This is a genomic window from Stenotrophomonas sp. FSL W7-1447 (assembly GCF_037966425.1).
In the GTDB taxonomy this organism is placed as follows: Bacteria; Pseudomonadota; Gammaproteobacteria; order Xanthomonadales; family Xanthomonadaceae; genus Stenotrophomonas; species Stenotrophomonas pavanii.
On record NZ_CP150199.1, the window covers coordinates 540,072 to 561,568 of the forward strand.

Sequence of the window (21,497 nt, forward strand, 5' to 3'; positions counted from 1 at the left end):
ATGCGTACGACCTTCCGCCTGATCGGCCTGGGCCTGGCCACGGTGCTGCTTGCAGCCTGTGGCAAGCAGGACACCCCGGCCGCCGATGCGCCCGCACCCGCCAAGGAAAAGGCAACCAGTGCACTGGCCAGCAATGCGCCAGTGGAAGCAGCGCCCCTGCGTGGCACGCCGGATTTCGGCGGCACCACCCAGGTCGCGCGCGAGGCCGACGGTATCGGCAGCACCCCGGAACTGGCGGTGCTGGCGGCACTGCAGTCGGCGGTGGCGCAGGTCAACGGCGTACGCGTGGCCAGCCAGATGCAGAGCCTGCGCGCAGGCCTGCATGTGGACGTGGATGACGAACACGTCGGCGATATCCGCGCCGACGCGTTCACCCAGCAGATGATCGCCGGCTCGCAGGGCGCAGTGCTGGGCTATGAAATCCTGTCGCAGGACGAAGTGCGGCAGCTGGATGAAGAAACCATCGCCCGCGTGCGCGCCAGCGACGAAGGCTGGAGCTTCAAGGGTTCGGCCTCTGCCAGCGCGTCCGGCGAGGCCACGGCCAAGGGCGGCGGTGCCTCGGCCAGCGTCAAGGAGAGCTACGACGAGAAGGTCAGCGTCGATGCCCAGCGTGGCGCACGCTCGTTCGATTCGGACGTGACCCACCGCAGCATGCGCAGCTACTGGAAGGTGCGCGTGCGTGCACAGATTGCCCAGTACCGCGCACCGGACGAGCAGGGCAAGCCGAAGATCGTGGTCGCGCTGCCGCGCACCAGGGCCGGCAGCTATGCCGTGGGCGATGGCCGCGTGAGTGCCGATGAAGTGGCCGACGCGATCCGCGCGCGCCTGTCCGACACGCTGACCCAGACCCAGCGCTTCATCGTGCTGGACCGCGAATTCGGCGACGAACTGCAGGCCGAGATCGACCACATCAACAGTGGCAACGTGCGTTTGCAGGACACGGCCCGCGTCGGCCAGCAGCTGGCGACCGACCTGATCCTGATCCCGACCATCGAACGCTTCGAGTACCCGCGCAGCGTGCGCAACCTGCGCATGTCCGACCGCCAGGTGACCTCGTATTCCGGTGGCGGCCGCATCACCCTGCGCCTGATCAACGCCACCACCGGCCAGGTGGTGATGTCCGACAGCTTCGACCACCAGCTGGCCTCGACCGGCCCCAGCACCCTGCCGCGCGTGGTCAACGGCCGCAACATGGCTGCTGCGATGATGGAGTCGTTGTCCGGCCAGATCGGTACCACCATCGTCACCACGCTGTTCCCGGTATCGGTGGTATCGGTGGACGGTGACCAGGTGGTGCTGAGCCAGGGCGGCGAAACCCTGCAGGCCGGCCAGCGCTGGCAGGCCGTGCGCCTGGGCGAGGAACTGAAGGACCCGCAGACCGGCCGCTCGCTGGGCCGCAGCGAACACCCGTGCTGCACCATCCGCATCGACCGCGTGGCTGCACAGACCTCGTACGGCACCCTCGAAGACGGCGTCGACGCGATGCGCGGCGGTTTCCGTCCGGGCCAGATCGAACTGCGCCAGAAGCTGGGCAGCAAGCCCGCTGCCGCCGCCAGCGCGACCGCTTCGGCGGCCCCGGCTGCCGCCGCCCGCCCGGCCGCCAAGCCGAAGCCCAAGCCTGCTGCCGCCCCGGCCGAAGACCCGAACTGGTAACACGCCCAAGCAACACACAGATGGGGTCAGAGCCCTTTCCCGCCGGGAAAGGGATCTGACCCCTTCGTGTTTTCGTCCGTGTCGACCCGGGTCGACAGCCAGCAACAGCAGCGGGACCGACCGGCCATCCCACGGAATGCCGGTGTTGCTTCGGCTGTTGCCCCCGACGTTGCCGGCCAGCGGCCGGCACTACCGCAGGTGCAGGGCGCAGCCCTGCCGAATCCCATTACACTCCAGAAGGATTTTCCTGCTGGAGAGAGCAATGAAACGAGCGGTACTGGGCGTGCTGGCCCTGTCGGTGTCGAGCGCACTGATGGCGGCCACCCCGAAATTCGATGGCGCGCGGATCTCCGCCGACGTCAAGGAACTGGCCTCCGATGCCTACGAAGGCCGCTCGCCGGCCACCGCTGGCGAAGCGAAGACCATCGCCTATCTCAGCAAGCAGTTCGCCGATGCCGGGCTGCAGCCCGGCGGCGACCTGAAGGACGGCAAGCGCCTGTGGACCCAGGCCGTACCGCTGCGCAAGGGCGACATCGTCGGCACGCCGCAGCTGGCGCTGCACCAGGGCGGAAAGACCGTTGCACTGGAGCAGGGCAAGCAGATCGCCGTGCGCGCGGCCATGAACGGCGCCAGCAGCGTCGACATCAGCAAGGCCCCGCTGGTGTTCCTCGGCTACGGCGTGAAGGCACCGGAGCGCAACTGGGACGACTTCAAGGGCGTGGACCTGAAGGGCAAGATCGCCGTGGTGCTGATCAACGACCCGGACTTCGAAACCGGCCAGGGTGATTTCGACGGCAAGGGCATGACCTATTACGGCCGTTGGACCTACAAGTACGAGGAGGGCGCCCGCCAGGGGGCGCTGGGCGTGCTGATCGTGCACGAGACCGCACCGGCGTCGTACGGCTGGGCCACCGTGGCCGGTTCCAACACCAACACCATGTTCGACGTGGTGCGTGACAACCCGGCAGAAAGCCACCCGCTGCTGGAAGGCTGGATCCAGCGCGACCTTGCCGTGGAGCTGTTCCGTTCGGCCGGGCAGGATTTCGAGGCACTGAAGAAGAAGGCGCAGCAGCGCGACTTCACCCCGGTGCCGCTGACCGGCGCCAGCCTGGACGCGAAGTACGCGGTGAAGACCGAAGTGATCACCTCGCACAACGTGGCCGCGCGCCTGGAAGGCAGCCGCCATCCGGACGAGACCATCATCTACAGCGCGCACTGGGACCACATCGGCGTGGGTGAGCCGGATGCACGGGGTGACCGCATCTTCAACGGCGCGCTGGACAACGCCAGCGGCACCGCCTCGCTGGTCGAGCTGGCCCGTGGCTTCGCCAAGGAGAAGCGCCCGCAGCGCTCGCTGCTGTTCCTGGCGGTCACCGCCGAGGAAAAGGGCCTGCTGGGTTCGGAGTACTACGCCACCCATCCGCTGTACCCGCTGGAAAAGACCGTGGCGGTGATCAACATGGACGGCATGGCGCCGTTTGGCCCGTCGCGTGACTTCGGCATCTACGGTGCCGCGCGCTTCGAGCTGCTGGACCAGCTGAAGGACGTGGCCAAGGGCTGGGACATCCGCTACACGCCGGACCCGAAGCCGGAAGCGGGCCTGTTCTTCCGCTCCGACCACTTCCCGTTCGCCAAGCGTGGCGTGCCGGCGCTGTCCTGGTCGGCCGGCCAGGACTGGGTGGACGGTGGCGTGGCCGCAGGCAAGAAGGCCTCCGAGGACTACACCGCCAAGCGTTATCACCAGCAGGGCGACGAATGGCAGCCGGACTGGGTGTTCGCCGGTGCCGCCCGCGACCTGGAAGTGCTGTACACGCTGGGCAACCAGCTGGCCAATTCCCGCGATTGGCCGAACTGGAGCAAGGACGAGGCGTTCCGCGCCGTGCGTGACGCCAGCGCCGGCCAGCGCAAATAACGGCGTCCGGTAGTGCCGGCCGCTGGCCGGCATTGCCGCCCCCGGAAACGCCGGGCCGTGCCCGGCGTTTCCATAACGGCTTCCATCCCCGCTTTCCCGGCCTTCGTCGCAGCCTGCTTGCTTGCCCGGCGGGCCGCCCTATGCTCGGCTCACCCTCTTCCTCCAAGGCGCCGCCGTGTTCGCCAGCCTTTCACTCCTGTTCCGTCACCTGCTGGCCTGGGCTGCGGCGCTGTTCGTCGCGGGCATGGTCTGGAGCGGCATCTTCAGTGGCATGAACGATGGCCCGGGCTGGATCTTCGGGCTGCTGGCGATGTTCCTGATCATTTCCGCGCTCGGCAGTGCCATCACCCACATCCGCCGGGTCTGGCTGGTGGCCGGTCGCCTGGATGCCACCACCCTGTCCGGCCGCCAGCGCCGCCAGATCGAACTGCCGATGGACGCCGGCCACGCCTTCTCGGTGGTGGAGGCGGCGATCTCCGAACTGCCCCGCGTGGAAGACGTGGAAAGTTCGGCCGGCAGCCTGCAGGTGCGTGCCTATGTCCGCCGGGTCGACCTCTGGAACGGTCGCCAGCCCTCGCGCTGGAACCTGCCGGCGCGGCTGGCGATCAAGCGCAACAGCGTGCTGGCCACGGTGACACCGGGGCAGGGCACCAGCACCGTGACCCTGCTGTTCGAACCCGACGCGGGTTGGTGGGCCGACCTGCTGGCGCTGGATGAAGGCAGCAACTACGAGAATGCCGAAGCGGTCACCCGCGCGATCAGCCGCCGCGTCGGTGACCAGCGCCGCGACGAGCAGGCCGCGGCCGAACAGACGCAGGTGGAAAAGGAACTGTCGGTGGCGCGGCTGAACCTGCTGCACGCGCAGGTGGAACCGCACTTCCTGTACAACACGCTGGCCAACGCGCAGGTCCTGACCCGCACCGATCCGGCGCGTGCCGAGCAGATGCTCGGCCACCTGATCCAGTACCTGCGCAGCTCGCTGCCGCAGGTGGACGAGTCGGTATCCACGCTGGGCGTGGAGCTGGAACGCACCCGCGCCTACCTGGAGATCCTGCGCATCCGCATGGGGGCACGCCTGGCGGTGGAAGTGCAGGTGCCCAACGAACTGCACAGCGTCCACCTGCCGGCGATGGCGCTGCAGACACTGGTGGAGAACGCGATCAAGCACGGCCTGGAACCCAAGCCCGGCGGCGGTACGATCTGGATCCTGGCGCGCGGCTTCGACGACCACGTGACCGTGACCGTGGCCGATGATGGCCTCGGCTTCGGCCACGGTACCAGCGGTACCGGCATCGGCCTGAAGAACCTGCGCGAGCGCCTGCGCCTGACCTGCGGCGAGCAGGCCGGCGTGGCGATCGTGGCCAACTTCCCCAGCGGCGTGGCCGCGACCATGACCCTGCCGCAGTCGCCCAAGGAGCGCAGCCATGCCGCTTGAAGCCCTGATAGCCGAAGACGAAGAGCTGCTGCGGCAGTCACTGGTGGAGCAGCTGGGCCGGCTGTGGCCGGAGCTGAAGCTGGTGGCCGAGTGCGAGGACGGTGCCAGCGCGCTGGAGCAGCTGGCCGAGAAACAGCCGGACATCGCCTTCCTCGACATCCGCATGCCCGGCATCAGTGGCATCGAGGTGGCACGTTCGCTGTCCGAGCTGAGCCCGCGTACCCAGGTGGTGTTTGTCACCGCCTACGACCAGTACGCCATCGACGCGTTCGAGCAGGGCGCGATGGATTACCTGTTGAAGCCGGTCAGCGACGAACGCCTGTTGGCGACCCGCGAGCGCATCCTGTCGCGGCTGCCTTCGACGCGGCAGGACGATGCCGTGCTCGAGCGCCTGCTGCAGCGGTTGGGCACCCCGCAGGGCGCGGCGGAGCGCCCGCCGCTGGCCTGGATCACCGCCAGCAACGGGCGCGAGACGCAGCTGATCATGCTCGAGGACGTGGCCTACTTCCGCGCCGACAACAAGTACACCACCGTGGTCACCGCTGCTGGCGAGAGCCTGTTGCGCACGCCGTTGCGCGAGTTGCTGGAAGTGCTCGATGCGCAGCATTTCCGCCAGATCCACCGTTCGACCATCGTCAACATGAAGGCGGTGGCGGCGGTCAGCCGCGACGATACCGGGCGCGGCGTACTGCGCCTGCGCGGGCGCACGGAGACGCTGGTGGTCAGCCAGCCGTTCATGAGCCTGTTCCGCGGCATGTAGCCGCACCGTCACTGCCCCTGCACCGAGGAGCGAACATGTCCCGTCTACTGATTGCGTGCGTGGCCGTGCTGGCACTGGCCGGCTGCGAAAAATCCCGCAACACCTCGATCACCCGGACCCAGGCCAACGGCGTGGATACGCTGTACAGCAAGAGCACGGTGGTCGAGGGCGAAGCCCGCTTCCAGTGCATCGCCAGCAGCAGTGGCGCCTGTCACTACCTGGTGCTTGATCCGGCCTGCAGCCCCGATGCCGCGTGTACCACGCCGCCGCTGCGCCGGTTCACTGTTGCAGTGGGCAAGACCGAGGCCATGCGTGACCTGCCCGACGGCTTCCGCCAGTGCGTCAGCCAGGACCCGATGGAACACTGCCACCATGAGTGATCACGGTGGCAGTGTGGATCCCCCCGCTACCCTGACGGGTCAGTAGGCAGGCTGCAGCGTCAGCTCGTGATGGTGTTCGGTTTCGCCGACGTGGTTCAGGCGCCCGACCAGTTCCGAGTGCTGCTTCATCCGCCCGATCTCGGTCATGATGCGGATGTCCTCGTGGCGCAGTTCGCGCTTGGCGGTGACCGCCTGCTTGTAGTCCAGCACTTCCGGGTAGTGCTCGGCCAGGTCCAGCGCCTCGGCCACGTGCTCGACGCTGTCGGCCTTGGAACTGATGCGGGCGCGGCTGTTGAAGGCCTTCATCCAGCGCTCGAAGCCGGCCTGCTGATCGAACATGTTGGCCATGAACCAGATCACGAACAGGATCGAGACCCAGGAGCCGAAGACGATCACCACGCGGGTGAAGGTGATATGGAAATCGTCGCGCCACAGGTAGTTGGCGATCAGGCCGAGGATCAGCAGCGAGGCCGCCTGCCAGCCAACGATCGACGCGATCAGCCACTGGCACTTCGCCTGGGCCAGCACCGCCACTTCATCGCGGATCTGCTGCTCGCTCAGGTTGCGCCAGTGCGCCACCTGTTTGTCGAACGGGCTGCTGTAGAGCTCGTTGTCGCGAAGCAGAATTCCCAAACCCTTGAACAAAGCAATCATGGCTGGCTCCTTGTGGAACGTGCGTCGATCAGCATTGGACGGTGTGGCAGGTCCAGTTCTAGCACTTCCAGCTGGCGGTGCAACGGGGGCAATGCCAAGCGGCGCAAGGGTTTGCCCGGCGAGGGTGAAAATTGATGCATTGCATCATCGCAGTCGCAGCCTGCGACAGGATGTCGCAGGGTGAAACGTGCTGCGGCCGCACATGAAACCCTGGCTGAGTGCGAAGACTCGCCGTCGGCGCCGTGATCGCCGAGAATCGGGGCCGACCGCGCAAGATGCGACCGTTCCTCCGCCTTCCCTGGACCTGTGATGCCGGCCTTGCTGCAGCGACTCTCCCGCCCCGTGACCGCGCCGATCCGGCGCTGGGTACTGGAGGCCTTCCCGCGCGGGCAGAGCGGCATCGATTACGACCATCCGCAGGGTGATCCGGGCTGGTTCGGCCCGGACAGCGTGACCTGGCGCGTGCATGCCGAGCTGCCGTCGATGCTTGCCGGCGGCCTGTGCGCATTGATGCTGCAGACCCTGCACCCACGCGCGCTGGCCGGGGTCTACGACCATTCCAACTTCCGCCAGGACCTGGTGGGCCGGCTGCGCCGCACTACGGCCTTCGTGGCCGGCACCAGCTATGCGCCCACCGGCGAGGTGGAAGCGCTGGTGGCCAGGGTGCGCCGCATCCACGCGCAGATCCGCGGGCGCACCGCGCAGGGCGAGCCCTATGCCGCCGACGATCCGCAACTGCTGACCTGGGTGCACGTGACCGAAGCCTTCGGGTTCCTGCAGGGCTTCCGGCGCTATGGGCGCGAGGTCCCCGCGCCCATAGCCGACCGCTACTACGATGAGTACCGCTGCGTGGCCGAGGCGCTGGGTGCGGTGGATGTCCCGCGCAGCGAAGCGGAGGTGGCGGCGTATTTCTGCGCGCGGCAGCCGGAACTGCGCGTGGATGAGCGCTCGCGCGAGGTGCTGGAGGTGCTGTCCGGCGTGCGCCTGCCGGTCCCGGTGCCGGGGCTGTCGCGCGACGTGTTCCTGGGGGCGGGCGCGGCGTTGCTGCCGGACTGGGCCGCAGGCATGCTCGAGCGCAGCGGCCGCCAGCGTGCGCAGGCGGCGGCATCGGCGAAGCTGATGCAGGGCATGGCACCGCTGTTCCGTCGCGCGCTGCCCGATGGCCTGGCCAGCCATGCCTGCGCGCGCATGGGCGTGCCGGTGGAGATCCTGCGGGCGTGGCCCGCCGTTCCCAGGTAGGTGCCAACCGTGGTTGGTACGGGTTGCGCGATAGAGCTTCATCCGCGCCATGCGTGGATTCCCACCCTGTGCCGACCAAGGTTGGCACCCACCAGAGCGATGCATGTGCCGACCAAGGCTGGCCGCCACCTGAAATGAAACGGGCGCCTTGCGGCGCCCGTTCCGGTTACATCACCACACCTTGACCCGCTTGTCCGGGGCCAGGTACAGCTTCTGGCCTTCCTTCACCTCGAACGCCGGATACCAGGCGTCGATGTTGCGCACGGTCAGCGCGCGGAACTGGCCCGGTGCATGCACGTCGGTCAGCAGCGAATTGCGCAGCGCCTGCTCGCGGCTCTTGCTGCGCCACGCCTGGGCGAAGCCGAGGAAGAAGCGCTGGTCCGGGCTGAAGCCTTCCAGGGTCTGGCCCGGCTTGCCCTGCAGCGACAGCTGGTAGGCATCGTAGGCGGTACCCAGTCCGGCCACGTCGGCGATGTTCTCGCCCAGGGTCAGCTTGCCGTTCACATGCACGCCGGGGAACGGCTCGTAGCTGCTGAACTGCGCGGCGAGTGCATCACCGGCCGCGTTGAACTGCTTCAGGTCTTCGTCGGTCCACCAGTTGTGCAGCTTGCCGGTCTCGTCGAACAGCGCACCGGCGTTGTCGAAGCCGTGGCTGATCTCGTGGCCGATCACCGCGCCGATCGCACCGTAGTTCACCGCGTCGTCGGCGGCGCCGTCGAAGAACGGCGGCTGCAGGATCGCGGCCGGGAACACCAGGCGGTTTTCCAGCGGCACGTTCATCGCATTGATGGTCTGCGGCAGCATCGCCCACTCGCTGTGGTCGACCGGCTTGCCCAGCTTGGCGATGTTGCGCTGGTACTCGAACAGCTCGGCGCGCTGTGCATTGCCCAGCGGGTCATCACGACGGATCTCCAGGCCGGTGTAGTCGCGCCACTTTTCCGGATAGCCCATGCCCACGGTCAAGCCGGCCACCTTGGCTTTGGCATGTGCCTTGGTCTGCGGTGACATCCACGCCAGTGCGTCGATGCGCTTGCTGAAGGCGGCGATGATGTTCTTCGCCATCTCGTCCGCGCGTTCCTTGGTCCTGGCGTCGAAGTGCTTCTCGACGTAGCGCTTGCCGATGGCCTCGCCGACCGCATGGTTGGCATCGTCCACCGCGCGCTTCCAGCGATCGCTCTGCTGTGGCGTGCCGCTCAGCGCGGTGCCATGGAAGGCGAAGCGGGCGTCGGCGAACTTCTTCGGCAGGTAAGCGGCGGCACGGTCCAGCGCGTGGAACGCCAGGTAGTCCTTCCACGCGTCCAGCGGCTCGGTGGCGACCAGCCGGGACAGGCCGGCCACGGCCTTGGGCTGCCACACGATGAAGTCCTGCTGGTTGCCCAGTGCGGCTGCATCGAGGAAGGCGTTCCAGTCCAGGCCCGGCGCCTTGGCATTGAAGTCGGCCTGGGTCCAGGGATTGGCGCCCTTGGTCACGTCGTTGGTTTCTTCCTGGGTGGCATGCGCCTGCGCGATCTTGGTTTCCAGCGCGAGGATGCGCTGCGCCTTGCCGGCCGGGTCGGCGACGCCGGCCAGCTGCAGCATCTGCGCGATGTAGGCCTGGTACTGCTTGCGCAGCTCGGCCATGCGGCCATCGCCCAGGTAGAAGTCGCGGTCGGGCATGCCCAGGCCGCCCTGCACCAGGTACGGCGCGGTGCGGTCCGGTTGCAGCATGTCCACCGACACCCACAGGCCGAACAGGCGGTCGGTGTAGAAGTTGGTGGCATTGAGCAGGTCGACGTCGGCGCGCAGGTCGCCGCCGAGGGCCCGCGCCAGCCCGGCCTTGTCGGCGATCGCATCGATGGCCTTCAGCTGCGGCTGCACCGGCGCCAGACCGTGCTGCTCGATGCCGGCTTCGTCCATGTAGGCGGCGTAGTAGTCGCCGATCAGCTTGTCGTCGCCGCTGGCCTGGGTGTTGCCGGCAGCCCCTTCCAGGATGGCGCGGGTGTCGGCCAGGGTCTTCTCGGCAATGACATTGAAGCTGCCGAAGCGCGAGCGGTCGGCCGGAATCTCGGTGTTCTTCACCCAGGTGCCGTTGGCGAAGCCGAAGAAGTCGTCGCCGACGGCGATGCTGCGGTCCATGCCGCTGGCATCGAAGCCGAAACTGCCCAGCATCGGCTTGGCCGCAGCGGGGGCGGCGTCGGCCGGGGCGGTGGCCGTGGCGGCCGGGTCGGCCGGGCGGTCACAGGCGGCCAGGGACAGGCTGGCGACGATGGCCAGCGCCAGGGTGGGACGGCGCAGCTTGGACATGGACTTCTCTTGCGGCGGAAAACACCAAGTCTAATCCGCTCCAGCGCCGCTGGCCGCTCCCCTGCGGCGCCTGCCCTGTGCAGGATCTGGCTGAACGCGCAGCGGCGATCTTCACGCCGTCACCGGGGTGGTGCATGCTGGACCCTCGAGCCCTGCGCGGACACGGGGAGGTGGCCATGCAGGACGGGGTCAGGCGTCAAGAATGGCGTCCGCCGGCCGTTGAGGTCGGGGACGTGGAGGATTCGTTCGCGCATGAAGCCAGCCGACTGCACAAGGAACATCAACCGATGCCCGCGCTGAAGCGGGCGTTGGCCCGGCCTTTGCGCGCCATTACCTGGGGCGGCGTGCTGCTGGGCGTGCTGCTGGTGGCCGGCCTGACCCTGATGCTGGTCAACGACCACCACCGCCGCCTGGAAGCGGCGCAGCGGCAGAGCCGCGCGCTGGCGGTGGGCAGCGAGCGCCTGCTGGCCCTGGAGCTGCGCAACCTGGAGCGGGCCATGTCCGGTATCGCCGCCGATGCCGCGGAACTGTTCCGCAGTGTGCCGGCGCAGGCGCCGGCCCTGCTTGATGCGTCCATCGGCGGTGTGCTGCGCCGGCACGCCGAACTGCACAGCATCGTGGTGCTCGACAGCTATGGCCGCGCATTGACGGCCGGCCAGGGCGACCTGCAGTTGCCGCTGTGGACCGATCCGCAACGGCGCGGCCCGGGCAGCGCGCTGTACATCGGCCCGCCGCAGCGCGCCAGCGACGGGGGCTGGGTGGTCCCGCTGGCGCTGCCGATGGCCGATGGGCGCTGGCTGCTGGCACGGCTGCGCTGTGGCGAACTGCAGCGCATCGTCGGCGGCCTGGATGTCGGCCCAAACGGATTGGTCTCGATCAGCGACGCCCAGGGCTACATGCTGGCCCGCGTACCCGATCCGCATGGCACGGTGGGCCGCCGCTATGACCTGCCGCGCCGGGACCTGCTCGGCACGCAGGCAGTGGTCGAGCTGGGCAGCATGCCCGGCGTCGTCGACGGCGTGCCACGCATCCTCACCATCAGCACGCTCGAACGCAGTCCGCTGGCGGTACAGGTCGGGTTGGCCGACGAGGACGTGCTGGCACCCTGGTGGCCGTACCTGCAGGCCTCGGTGGCGATCGTGCTGGCCTACATCGTGGTGTTGCTGGTGCTGCTGTACGCCGTCCGCCGCAGTACCCGCAGCCAGCAGGCGATGGCCGAGGAGCTGAAGGCCGGCCATGCCGAGCTGCGCCTGGCGCACCAGGTCGGGCGTGTCTGCACGTGGTACGTGGATGAGGACGCCGCGCTGCTGCGCTGGTCGCCGCTGGCCCGCGAGATCTTTGGGGTACAGACCGACGCCTTGCCGGTTGCGGATTTCTTCGCGCGCGTGCATCGCGATGATGCCGCGCGCCTGCAGCAGGCGTTCGACCAGGCCTTCGCCGGCGGCGCGGTGCTCGACCAGGTGTTCCGCCTGGTGCTGCCCGGAGGCGAGGTGCGCTGGGTCGGCGCGCGTGGGCAGCGGGTGGAAGTGGCCGACAGCGAGCGGCGCATGATCGGTGCCCTGACCGACCTGAGCGAACGCTATCAGGCGCGCGAGCAGATGAGCGAAGTGGAGCGCCGCTTCCGCCTGCTGTTCGACCGCAATCCGGCGCCGTTCTGGGTGTTCGACCCGGATACGCTGCGCTTCATCGAGGTCAACGACGCTGCGGTGCGCCAGTACGGCTACAGCCGCGACGAGTTCCTGGCGATGAGCATCCTCGACATCCGCCCGCGCGAAGGCTGGGACGAAGTGCGTGGTGCCATCCAGCGGGCGCAGGTGGGCGATCCGCCCGACGCGACCGTGCGCCTGCACCGGCGCAAGGACGGCAGTGTGTTCGAGGTGCGCGCGCACCTGTCCAAGCTCGATTTCGACGGACAGCCCGCGTGCCTGGTGCTGGCCGAGGATGTCAGCGAGCGGCTGGCCTACGAGCGCGACCTGGCCTACCAGGCACGGCACAACCCGGCCACCGGCCTGCTCAATGTGCGCGCCCTGACCGAGCAGCTGGACGAGCAGGACGCCGGCTATACCATCGCCTTCGTGCAGCTGCGCGGCCTGCAGCTGGTGGCCGACACGCTCGGTCGCGAGATCGGTGATGCGGTGCTGCAGTCGATGGCGACCCGGCTCGGGGGCCTGGGCGCGCGCTGTGGCACGCTGGCGTTCCAGCCGGCCGAGGACTTCGTGTTCGCCATCGGTGCCGAGCACGATACCCAGCGCGTGCTGGACGACCTGCTGCAGATCGTGTCGGCGCCGATGCGCGGCAAGGACTCGCTGCACCAGTTCGAGCCGCGTATCGGCGTGGCCGTGCACATCGCCGGTGACGGGCACACGGCCGAGCAGGTGATCGGCATGGCCGCGCAGGCCGCGCATGCGGCGCGCGCCGAGGGCAACGTGGTGGTCTGGTTCGACGCGGCCGTGACCACGCGCCTGGCTGACCGCCTGCGCCTGGCCGGGCGCATCCATGCCGCCATCGACAACGAATTCCAGCTGTATTTCCAGCCGATCCGGCATGCCAGCGACGGCAGCCCGGCAGCGCTGGAGGCACTGCTGCGCTGGCCGCAGGCCGATGGCAGCTTCATCCCGCCCAACGAGTTCATCCAGCTGTGCGAGGACACCGGGTTGATCCTGGCGCTGGGCCGCTGGGTGATCCGCGCGGCGGCGAAGGCGCAGCGCCGTCTGGTCGACGCCGGGTGGGGCGAGCTGCCGATCGCGGTCAACGTGTCTGCGGTGCAGTTCTTCAACAGCGATCTGGTGGCCGAATTCACCCGTGCCCAGCAGGATTTCGGCCTGGCCCGTGGCGCGCTGCACGTGGAGCTGACCGAGAGCAGCCTGATGCGCAAGCCGGCGCAGGCGATGCAGACCATGCAGCGCCTGCATGAGCAGGGCATCCGCGTGTCGCTGGATGATTTCGGCACCGGCTATTCCAGCATGTCCTACCTGCAGCACCTGCCGCTGGACATCCTGAAGATCGACCGCAGCTTCGTCGCCGACGTGGAAACCAACCCACGCAATGCCTCGATCTGCCGCGCGCTGTTGTCGCTGGGGCACAGCATGGGCCTGACCATCATCGCCGAGGGCGTGGAAACGCCGGGGCAGCTGGACTGGCTGGCCGCGCACGGCTGTGACCAGGTGCAGGGCTATCTGCTGGGGCGGCCGGCGCCGCTGGAGCGGATCATCGACGCGCTGGATGAAGTCGCCGCCTAAGTGGTAGTGCGGGCCGGCGGCCGACATTCGCCCAGGACCGGGAGGTGTCTGATTGCCGGCCAGCGGCCGGCCTACCGGCAAACGCCAGCCTCGGCTACACCCCGCTTTCCACCAGATGGTCGATGAAACTGCGCACCTTCGGTGCGAGGTGGCTGCGGCTGGTATAGACGGCGAAAATGCCGATCGGCGAGGCCTCCCATTCGGGCAGCACGCGCACCAGGCGGCCATCGGCCAGCGCGTCTTCCAGCAGGAAATCCGGTTGCAGGATCACGCCCATGCCGGCGATCGCCGCTTCGCGCAGCACGTCGCCGTTGTTGGCGTGCAGCAGGCTGTTCACCGCCACCTTGACCTCGCCGCCAGGTCCCTGCAGCGGCCAGTGGTCACCGGCGGCCCAGTAGCGGTAGCTCAGGCAGGCGTGGGCCTGCAGCTCCTGCGGATGCTGCGGGGTGCCGCGCGCGGCCAGGTAGGCCGGCGCCGCGCACAGGCTCACCCGTGACTCGCCCAGGCGGCGCGCAATCAGCGCCGGGCTCGGTTCGCGGGTGATGCGGATGGCCACGTCGTAGCCTTCCTCGACCATGTCGACCAGGCGGTCGGACAGGGCCAGGTCCAGTTCCACCTGCGGGAAGCGCTCGCGGTAGCGGGCCAGCAGCGGGCCGAGGCGGGCGATGCCCCAGCTGACGGGGGCGTTGATGCGCAGCGTCCCGGAAGGCTCCAGTGCCTGCGCGCCGATGCTGGCCTCCAGCGCATCGAACTCGGCCAGCAGGCGCACGCACTGCGCGTAGTAGGCGGCGCCGGCACTGGTCGGGCTGACCCGGCGCGTGGTGCGGTGGAGCAGGCGGGTGGACAGGCGTTTTTCCAGCGCAGCGACCTGGCGGGTGACGCCGGCGGTGGACAGCTCCAGGGCCTGGGCGGCGGCGCTGAAGCCATTGCGTTCGACCACCGCCACGAACACGCGCATCGCCTCGAGAGTGTCCATTGTTGCGCCTTTTGAAATAAATACGGTCAAACGATCCTATTTATCGGTCCACGAACGCGCAATAACCTGTCTCCACCCCCCTCAAGGTGCTTTGCCATGCACACCACGACCGCTCCTGTCTCGTCGCTGGCCCCGTACGGTGCCACCCTGCTGCGCCTGGCCCTGGGCGTGCTGTTCCTGGTCCACGCCCTGACCAAGCTGCTGGTGTTCACCCCGGCCGGTACTGCCGCGTTCTTCGAATCGCTGGGCCTGCCTGGGGTACTCGGCTATCTCACCCTCGGCGTCGAACTGGCGATCAGCGCCGCGCTGCTGCTGGGCATCTACGCGCGCTGGGTGGGCCTGATCGGCGTGCCGCTGCTGCTGGGCACCATCGTCACCGTGCACGGCGCCAACGGCTTCGGCTTCGCCAATGCCGGCGGCGGCTGGGAATACCCGGCGTTCTGGGCGCTGGCGCTGGTGGTGCTGTTCCTGATCGGCGATGGCAAGTGGACCCTGCGTTCGCGCTGATCGCCGCCCGACCCTGCAACTGGAGCCTTCCATGTCCCGCCTGCCTTCGCTGTACATCTCCCACGGTTCGCCGATGACCGCCCTGCATCCGGGCCAGGTCGGCGTGCGCCTGGCCGAGCTGGCGCGCGACCTGCCGACGCCGCGTGCCATCGTGATGGCCTCGGCGCACTGGCTGGGCCGGCAGCCGCTGGTCGGTGCGCACCCGCAGCCGCCGACGATCCACGACTTCGGCGGCTTCCCGTGCGCGCTGTTTGAACTGCAGTACCCGGCGCCCGGCGATCCGGCGCTGGCCGAAGAGGTGGCCGGCCGCATCGCCGCCGCCGGGCTGCCGGTGGCGCTCGACCCGCAGCGTGGCCTCGACCACGGTGCCTGGGTGCCGCTGCGGCTGCTGCGCCCGCAGGCCGACATCCCGGTGGTGCCGGTATCGATCCAGCCGCTGCTCGGCCCCGAGCATCAGTTCGCGCTGGGCCGCGCGCTGGCGCCGCTGCGCGAACAGGGCGTGCTGCTGGTCGGTTCGGGCAGCATCACCCACAACCTGCACGACTGGGGCGATTACCAGGACGGCAAGGAAGCACCGTATGTGCGGCCCTTCATCGAGTGGGTGGAGCAGCGGCTGGCCACCGATGACCGCCAGGCGCTGTTCGATTACCGCCGGCAGGCCCCGTTCGCCGAGCGTGCGCACCCGACCGACGAGCACCTGCTGCCGCTGTTCTTCGCGATGGGTGCAGCTGGCGAGGGCGGTTTCGGTGCGCGTCGCATCGACGCCGGCATCGATGCCGGCTTCCTGGCCATGGATCTGTACCGCTTCGACGGGGCATGAGCCGGGGCTGACGCGCGGCGGCTGCGGCCGTCGCGGCCAGGGCCGCATGTGGTAGTTTTTTCCGGGTTTCCGGCGCTGGCCCTCGTGCCTCCCCACGCGCCGCTTCCTGGAAGAAGCATGCATACCATCGAAGTCGTCCTGGCGATGCTGGTGGCCGTTGTCGCCAGCGGCTACCTGGTTCGCGTCCTCCCGTTCTCGCTGCCGCTGCCGTTGGTGCAGATCGGCCTGGGGGCGGTGATCGCCGGCGTATTCAACCGCGGCCACGCGCTGGAGCCGGAAGTGTTCTTCCTGCTGTTCCTGCCGCCGCTGCTGTTCCTGGATGGCTGGCGCATTCCCAAGCAGGGCCTGTTCCGCGACAAGGGGGCGATCCTCGAACTGGCGTTCGGCCTGGTGGTGTTCACCGTGATCGGTGCCGGCCTGCTGATCCACTGGATGATCCCGGTGATGCCGCTGGCGGTGTGCTTCGCGCTGGCGGCCATCGTCTCGCCGACCGACCCGGTGGCGGTCGGCGCGATTGCTTCGAAGGCACCGATTCCCAAGCGCCTGATGCACATCCTGGAAGGCGAATCGCTGCTCAACGATGCCTCCGGCCTGGTCTGCTTCCGCTTCGCGGTGGCGGCGGTGATGACCGGTTCCTTCTCGCTGGCCACGGCCTCGCTGACCTTCCTGTGGGTGGCGGTGGCCGGCCTGGCCGTGGGCGTGGCGGTTACCCTCGGCGTGTCCACGTTCCAGCGTTGGCTGTGGCGCCGCTTCGGCGAGGAGCCGGGTGCGGCGATGCTGGTCAACCTGCTGATTCCGTTCGCGGCCTACCTGCTGGCCGAAGAAATCCATGCCTCGGGCATCCTCGCCGCGGTCGCCGCCGGCATCGCGATGAGCTACGTCGAGCTGACCGGCCGTGTCTCCGGCAGCATGCGCGTGCAGCGCGCGGGTGTCTGGAACATGCTGCAGTTCAGCTTCAACGGCATCATGTTCGTGCTGCTGGGCGAGCAGTTGCCGGGCATCGTCGAGCGCGCCACCACCACCATGAACGAGTCCGGCCACCAGAGTGCATGGTGGCTGCTGGTCTACGTGGTGGTGATCAACCTGGCGCTGATCCTGCTGCGCCTGCTGTGGGTATGGCTGTCGCTGCGCTGGAACCTGCTGCGTGCGCGCCGTCGTGGCCTGGAGCGGGGCGAGGCGCCGAACTGGCGCATCGTGGTGGCGACCTCGGTGGCCGGCGTGCGCGGCGCGATCACCCTGGCCGGTGTGTTGACCCTGCCGCTGTTCCTGCCCGATGGCAGCGCGTTCCCGGCGCGCGACCTGGTGATCTTCCTGGCCGCGGCGGTGATCCTGTTCTCGCTGGTCGGCGCCAGCGTGGCGCTGCCGCAGCTGCTGAAGGGCCTGCAGCTGCCGGCCGATTCGGGCGAGCGCAAGGAAGAGGACCTGGCACGCCGGCTGTCGTCCAAGGCCGCGCTGGCCGGGGTCGAGCGCATGCGCCAGCAGCTGGTGATGAACCAGAACACCGAGAACGTGCAGCTGTACAACGACGCTGCCTCGCGCGTGAGCCTGCTGTACCAGCGGCACCTGGAGAAGGACAACGACGGGCCCGACGTGGACCCGGAGAAGGTGAGGCGCATGGAGCTGGGTTACCGCCAGCTGCGCAGCGCCGGCCTCAATGCCGAGCGTGAGGAACTGTTCCGTTTGACCCGGCGCGGGGTGATCTCCGATGAGATCTCGCGGCGCCTGATCCGCAACCTGGACCTGCTGGAATCGCGCAAGCGCGAATGACCGTGTATCCCGGGTGGGTGCGGACCTTGGTCCGCACACCGTTCAGGCCTTACTCCGGCTTCTGGTCCAGGAAATACACCTCGACCTTGCCCTTGACCTTGATGGTCATCGGGTTGCCACGGCGGTCGCGGGCCTTGCCGGCCTGCACGCGGATCCAGCCTTCGCTGACCGAGTATTCCTCGACGTTGTCGCGCTCGACGTCGTTGAAACGCACGCCGACGCCGCGCTCCAGCGCCTGCGCATCATGGAAGGGGCTGGCCGGGTTGATGGCCAGGTGGTCGGGAGGGGTATCGCTCATCGCTTCATTCACAGTGACGGCCACCAAGGCCGGCTTCAGCGGCACAGGATAAACCGTAGAATGCCGACCTGCCCCAGAGGACGTTCCACCATGCCCGACAACAGCGACTATTTCGACTTCGAGGAAGACATCCACGACTTCGACGAGGAGGGCTTCGAGGCGCGGGTCTGGAACCTGCTGGTGCTGATCAACCCGGGCGACGAAGAGCTGGCCCTGCAGCAGTTCAACCGCTGGCGCGAGCACCTGTCCGAGGACGGGCAGCCGCTGGAAGCGGACAGCGACTGGCTGCCGGCGCTGTTCACCGCCATTGCCTGGCAGTCCGGTTTCGATGTGGAGCGGGATGACCTGGAATCGCTGCAGTCGGCGGTCAACGAGCTGTCGGCGCGCTTCAACCTGCAGCTGGACTGGGGCGGGGACCTGGACGACGAGGACTTCGCCGAGGGCCTGGACGGCGTGCAGCTGATGTCCACCGCCTTCGACCGCCTGCGCGAGCACAACTACACGCTGTGGAGCGTGGATGCCGGCAGTGACGGCTTCACCGGGGTGATGGCATTGACCCGCGACGACGACGCGATGCTGGCGCTGTGCTCGCTGCTGAACGTGGAAATCCGGCTGGGCAGCGACCCGTTCTGAGCGATGGGCCGATCCGCCGGGCGCGGCCTGACGGGTTGATCCGCTGAGGACGACCCGACGGGGTAGAGTCGACTGTTAGTCGACTGCTCTCCCATCCGGCCGCGAGACCCCCGCGCTGCGCGCGATAGTCGACTCTACCCCCGCCGGTGCCGGTTGGTGTCCGGCGAACCCGCGGCGCGGCCTACGGCCGGTACTGCGCCCGGGCGTTGGCGATCACCGCTTTGACCAGCTCGCGGTCGGCATGCCGCGAAATCGCTTGCGCGCCGAGCGCGATCGCCTGTGCGCGCAGCTCGGCAGTGACATCGTAATGGGCACCGCTGGCCTTGTTCTGGAAGGCCCGCGGTGGAATGCCGAGCTGCGCCGCCATGGCGTGCAGCTCGGCCAGGGTGTCGGCCATCAGGTGCGCCCAGCGCTGTCCGCGCCAGGAATGCACCGCGTCATCGACGTAGACCGTCACCGCCGCGGCCGGTTCAGGCCTGCGGCTTGCTGTCGCTGTCAGCGGCCGGGGCGGCCTCGGCGTCGGCAGCAGCTTCAACCACGTCGCCTTCGGCAGCCGCGGCGGCTTCTTCGCCTTCGTCGGCTTCCACGGTCTCGAACTCGGCGACCAGCTTGTCCAGGTACTCGTCAGCGGTCTGATCGGATTCGGCGGCCAGGGTGTCCAGCAGCGACTTCAGCAGTTCGGAATATTCCAGGTTGACCTTGCGGCCTTCCTTTTCCTGCACGTTGGACAGGTGCTTGAGCATGGCCAGCATCGGCACCGGGTTCTCGGCATTGCCCATGGTCTGGCCGCCGATGGCCAGCAGCCACTCACGGCCCTGCAGGCCGATGGCCGCCACCACCTGGCCGTCTTCGTTGGTCAGCACGGCATGGTTCTGCACCTGCTGCTGGGCGTTCAGGCGGAGGAACGGGCGCTTGCCCTGCTGCTTCTTGCGCTTGTCGCGCTTGGCCTTGGAATTCTGGGACATGGGGGTGGAATCACCTGGAAACGGAAAGACCGCCATTGTAGCGGGTGCGCCGGGGGATGCCCCTGGTGGGTGCGGACCAAGGTCCGCACCCACCGTCTACTTTGCCTTACCCTGCGCGGCCTGCACGTCCGGGTCGGCGGTCGGCGCCGACAGCCCCACCTGCGGCCCGGCGCCGGCCAGCGCGGCCGCTTCGGCGGCCTGGGTCATCACCACGATGCTGATACGGCGGTTGATCGGGTTCTGCGGGTCGGCCTTGTCGAACAGCACTGACGAGGACAGGCCGACCACGCGGGTGATCTTGCTGTCCTCCAGGCCCCCGTCCACCAGTGCACGGCGTGCAGCGTTGGCGCGGTCGGCGCTCAGTTCCCAGTTGCCGTAGCCGCGTGCGGCCGAATAGGCGGTGATGTCGGTGTGGCCGGTCAGGCTGATCCGGTTCGGCACGTGGTTCAGGTAGTTGGCCAGCTCGTGCAGGATCTGTTGCGTGTACGGCTTCAGCGTAGCGCTGCCGAGGTCGAACATCGGCCGGTTCTGCTTGTCCACGATCTGGATGCGCAGGCCTTCCGGGGTCAGGTCCAGCAGCAGCTGGTCCTTGAACGGTTCCAGTGCCTGGCTCCTGCTGATCGCTTCCTGCAGTTCCTTCATCAGCGCTTCCAGCTGCTGCTTGTCGCGCTGCTGCTGGTCCACCGGCTGCGGCACCGCTTCCTTCTGGTTCTGGAAGGGATCGTTGCTGCTGCCGCGCGAGATGTCGGTGGCGCCGCCCAGCTTGATCATCGAGGTGCTGGCGCCGCCCGGGCCGGCCATGCCGGGCGCCGGCGTGGCGTTCTGCCCGCTCAGCGGGCTGGGGTTGCGGAAGTACTCCGAAATCGCCGCACGGTCGTTCTTGTTGGTGGTGGCCATCAGCCACAGCACCAGGAAGAAGGCCATCATCGCGGTCACGAAGTCGGCATAGGCCACCTTCCACGACCCGCCGTGGTGAGCGGCGTGGCCGGCTTTCTTGACCCGGCGGACGATGACGGTGGGCTTGTTCTCGGCCATGGCTTACTTGACCGTCTTCAGGTGCTGCTCGAAATCGGAGAAGGCCGGGCGCACGTTCGACGGCAGCGTCTTGCGGGCGAATTCCAGCGCGATCTTCGGGTTGTAACCGCGCAGGCAGGCCAGCAGGGCAGTCTTGACCGATTCGTAGATGCGACTGTCCTGCTCGGCGCGTGCCTCCATGGCGGCGGCCATCGGGCCGACGAAGCCGTAGCCGAGCAGGATGCCGAGGAAGGTGCCGACCAGTGCACCGGCCACGTGGCCACCGACCTCGACGATGTCGCCGCCGATCGAGCCCATGGTGATGACGATGCCCAGCACCGCCGCGACGATGCCGAAACCGGGCAGTCCGTCGGCGACCTTGGTCAGCACCTGCGACGGTGCCATGGCCTCGGCGTGGTGCTTCTCCAGTTCCAGCTCCAGCAGCGGCTCGAGCTCGTGCGGCTCGATGTTGCTGCCGATCATCAGGCGCAGGCAGTCGGTGATGAAGTCGATCAGGTGGTGGTCGGCCTGCACCTTGGGGTAGTTGGCGAACAGGGCGCTCTCGGCCGGCCGCTCGACATGGTCTTCCAGGGCCATGAAGCCTTCGCGGCGGGCCTTGTTGAGCAGTTCATAAAGCAGGCTGAGGACATCGATGTAGTCCTGCTGCTTGTAGCGCGGGCCCTTGAACACGCCGACCATGGCCTGCAGGGTCTGCTTGACCGTCTTGGCCGGGGTGCCGACCAGGAACGCGCCCAGTGCGGCGCCGCCGATGATGACCAGCTCGTAGGGCTGCCAGAGGGCACCCAGGCGGCCGTGGGCACCGAGGTAGCCCCCGATCACGCTGATGATGACGACCAGGAATCCAACGATGATGAGCATGGGGCGACGCAGGGAGGGGGGATATCTCCTTGTCGGCCCGTCGCCCGGTTTTCTGAAGAGGGAATTCTGTGAAATCGGTCAGC

Annotated in this window: 19 protein-coding genes; 11 read left to right on the plus strand and 8 right to left on the minus strand. The window is 68.2% G+C overall.

Features of this window, described 5'->3' with window-relative positions; all coding sequences use genetic code 11:
* The 5 genes from NSQ78_RS02475 to NSQ78_RS02495 all read left to right on the plus strand — a co-directional run bounded on the left by NSQ78_RS02475 (window position 1) and on the right by NSQ78_RS02495 (window position 6,140).
* A complete protein-coding gene (locus NSQ78_RS02475) occupies window positions 1–1,653 on the plus strand; it encodes a CsgG/HfaB family protein (protein ID WP_064237557.1) in 1,653 nt (550 codons plus the stop codon).
* A 262-nt stretch (window positions 1,654–1,915) separates the two neighbouring features.
* The gene (locus NSQ78_RS02480; RefSeq protein WP_057494261.1) at window positions 1,916–3,565 is read left to right on the plus strand and encodes a M28 family metallopeptidase; all 1,650 of its coding nucleotides are present in this window, start codon (window positions 1,916–1,918) and stop codon (window positions 3,563–3,565) included.
* A 175-nt stretch (window positions 3,566–3,740) separates the two neighbouring features.
* Window positions 3,741–5,000 (plus strand): histidine kinase, encoded by a 1,260-nt coding sequence (locus NSQ78_RS02485; protein ID WP_049439164.1) that lies wholly within the window; start codon window positions 3,741–3,743, stop codon window positions 4,998–5,000.
* Window positions 4,990–5,760: a LytTR family DNA-binding domain-containing protein gene (locus NSQ78_RS02490; RefSeq protein WP_049464569.1), complete on the plus strand. Its 771-nt coding sequence runs from the start codon at window positions 4,990–4,992 to the stop codon at window positions 5,758–5,760. Before NSQ78_RS02485 ends, NSQ78_RS02490 begins: the two co-directional genes overlap by 11 nt.
* Before the next feature lie 35 nt (window positions 5,761–5,795).
* The gene (locus NSQ78_RS02495; RefSeq protein WP_057494263.1) at window positions 5,796–6,140 is read left to right on the plus strand and encodes a hypothetical protein; all 345 of its coding nucleotides are present in this window, start codon (window positions 5,796–5,798) and stop codon (window positions 6,138–6,140) included.
* Between the two features lie 39 nt (window positions 6,141–6,179).
* Here NSQ78_RS02495 and NSQ78_RS02500 read toward each other — a convergent pair whose 3' ends face one another.
* The gene (locus NSQ78_RS02500) at window positions 6,180–6,794 is read right to left on the minus strand and encodes a hypothetical protein (RefSeq protein ID WP_049464567.1); all 615 of its coding nucleotides are present in this window, start codon (window positions 6,792–6,794) and stop codon (window positions 6,180–6,182) included.
* 309 nt (window positions 6,795–7,103) lie between these two features.
* On the opposite strand from NSQ78_RS02500, the gene NSQ78_RS02505 reads away from it, so the two are divergent.
* Window positions 7,104–8,033, plus strand: coding sequence for an oxygenase MpaB family protein (locus NSQ78_RS02505; RefSeq protein ID WP_064237558.1), 930 nt, complete (start codon window positions 7,104–7,106; stop codon window positions 8,031–8,033).
* Between the two features lie 171 nt (window positions 8,034–8,204).
* On the opposite strand, the gene NSQ78_RS02510 is transcribed toward NSQ78_RS02505, so the two are convergent.
* A complete protein-coding gene (locus tag NSQ78_RS02510) occupies window positions 8,205–10,316 on the minus strand; it encodes a M13 family metallopeptidase (RefSeq protein WP_064237559.1) in 2,112 nt (703 codons plus the stop codon).
* A gap of 176 nt (window positions 10,317–10,492) precedes the next feature.
* Here NSQ78_RS02510 and NSQ78_RS02515 point away from each other — a divergent pair, with 176 nt between their 5' ends.
* Window positions 10,493–13,555, plus strand: a complete 3,063-nt coding sequence (locus NSQ78_RS02515) for an EAL domain-containing protein (protein WP_064237560.1) — start codon at window positions 10,493–10,495, stop codon at window positions 13,553–13,555.
* Window positions 13,556–13,649: 94 nt separating this feature from the next.
* On the opposite strand, the gene NSQ78_RS02520 is transcribed toward NSQ78_RS02515, so the two are convergent.
* The gene (locus tag NSQ78_RS02520) at window positions 13,650–14,531 is read right to left on the minus strand and encodes a LysR family transcriptional regulator (RefSeq protein WP_064237561.1); all 882 of its coding nucleotides are present in this window, start codon (window positions 14,529–14,531) and stop codon (window positions 13,650–13,652) included.
* 96 nt (window positions 14,532–14,627) lie between these two features.
* On the opposite strand from NSQ78_RS02520, the gene NSQ78_RS02525 reads away from it, so the two are divergent.
* From NSQ78_RS02525 to NSQ78_RS02535, 3 genes are all read left to right on the plus strand, one after another.
* A complete protein-coding gene (locus NSQ78_RS02525; RefSeq protein ID WP_064237562.1) occupies window positions 14,628–15,038 on the plus strand; it encodes a DoxX family protein in 411 nt (136 codons plus the stop codon).
* A 31-nt stretch (window positions 15,039–15,069) separates the two neighbouring features.
* Window positions 15,070–15,858 carry a class III extradiol ring-cleavage dioxygenase gene (locus NSQ78_RS02530; protein ID WP_064237563.1) on the plus strand — a complete coding sequence of 263 codons (789 nt, stop codon included), beginning with the start codon at window positions 15,070–15,072 and terminating at the stop codon, window positions 15,856–15,858.
* A gap of 117 nt (window positions 15,859–15,975) precedes the next feature.
* Window positions 15,976–17,625: a Na+/H+ antiporter gene (locus NSQ78_RS02535; RefSeq protein WP_005415111.1), complete on the plus strand. Its 1,650-nt coding sequence runs from the start codon at window positions 15,976–15,978 to the stop codon at window positions 17,623–17,625.
* A 49-nt stretch (window positions 17,626–17,674) separates the two neighbouring features.
* Here NSQ78_RS02535 and NSQ78_RS02540 read toward each other — a convergent pair whose 3' ends face one another.
* On the minus strand, window positions 17,675–17,923 hold the full coding sequence (locus NSQ78_RS02540; RefSeq protein ID WP_005415112.1) for a DUF3297 family protein: 249 nt from the start codon (window positions 17,921–17,923) through the stop codon (window positions 17,675–17,677).
* Between the two features lie 90 nt (window positions 17,924–18,013).
* Here NSQ78_RS02540 and NSQ78_RS02545 point away from each other — a divergent pair, with 90 nt between their 5' ends.
* Window positions 18,014–18,556 (plus strand): hypothetical protein, encoded by a 543-nt coding sequence (locus tag NSQ78_RS02545; protein ID WP_032959249.1) that lies wholly within the window; start codon window positions 18,014–18,016, stop codon window positions 18,554–18,556.
* Window positions 18,557–18,737: 181 nt separating this feature from the next.
* Here NSQ78_RS02545 and NSQ78_RS02550 read toward each other — a convergent pair whose 3' ends face one another.
* The 4 genes from NSQ78_RS02550 to motA all read right to left on the minus strand — a co-directional run bounded on the left by NSQ78_RS02550 (window position 18,738) and on the right by motA (window position 21,414).
* Window positions 18,738–19,013, minus strand: a complete 276-nt coding sequence (locus NSQ78_RS02550) for a DUF4031 domain-containing protein (protein ID WP_064237564.1) — start codon at window positions 19,011–19,013, stop codon at window positions 18,738–18,740.
* Between the two features lie 13 nt (window positions 19,014–19,026).
* Window positions 19,027–19,521, minus strand: coding sequence for a hypothetical protein (locus NSQ78_RS02555; RefSeq protein ID WP_064237565.1), 495 nt, complete (start codon window positions 19,519–19,521; stop codon window positions 19,027–19,029).
* A gap of 96 nt (window positions 19,522–19,617) precedes the next feature.
* Window positions 19,618–20,556, minus strand: a complete 939-nt coding sequence (motB, locus tag NSQ78_RS02560; RefSeq protein ID WP_064237566.1) for a flagellar motor protein MotB — start codon at window positions 20,554–20,556, stop codon at window positions 19,618–19,620.
* A gap of 3 nt (window positions 20,557–20,559) precedes the next feature.
* Window positions 20,560–21,414: a flagellar motor stator protein MotA gene (gene motA / locus NSQ78_RS02565; protein WP_014645799.1), complete on the minus strand. Its 855-nt coding sequence runs from the start codon at window positions 21,412–21,414 to the stop codon at window positions 20,560–20,562.
* Between the last annotated feature and the right edge of the window lie 83 nt (window positions 21,415–21,497).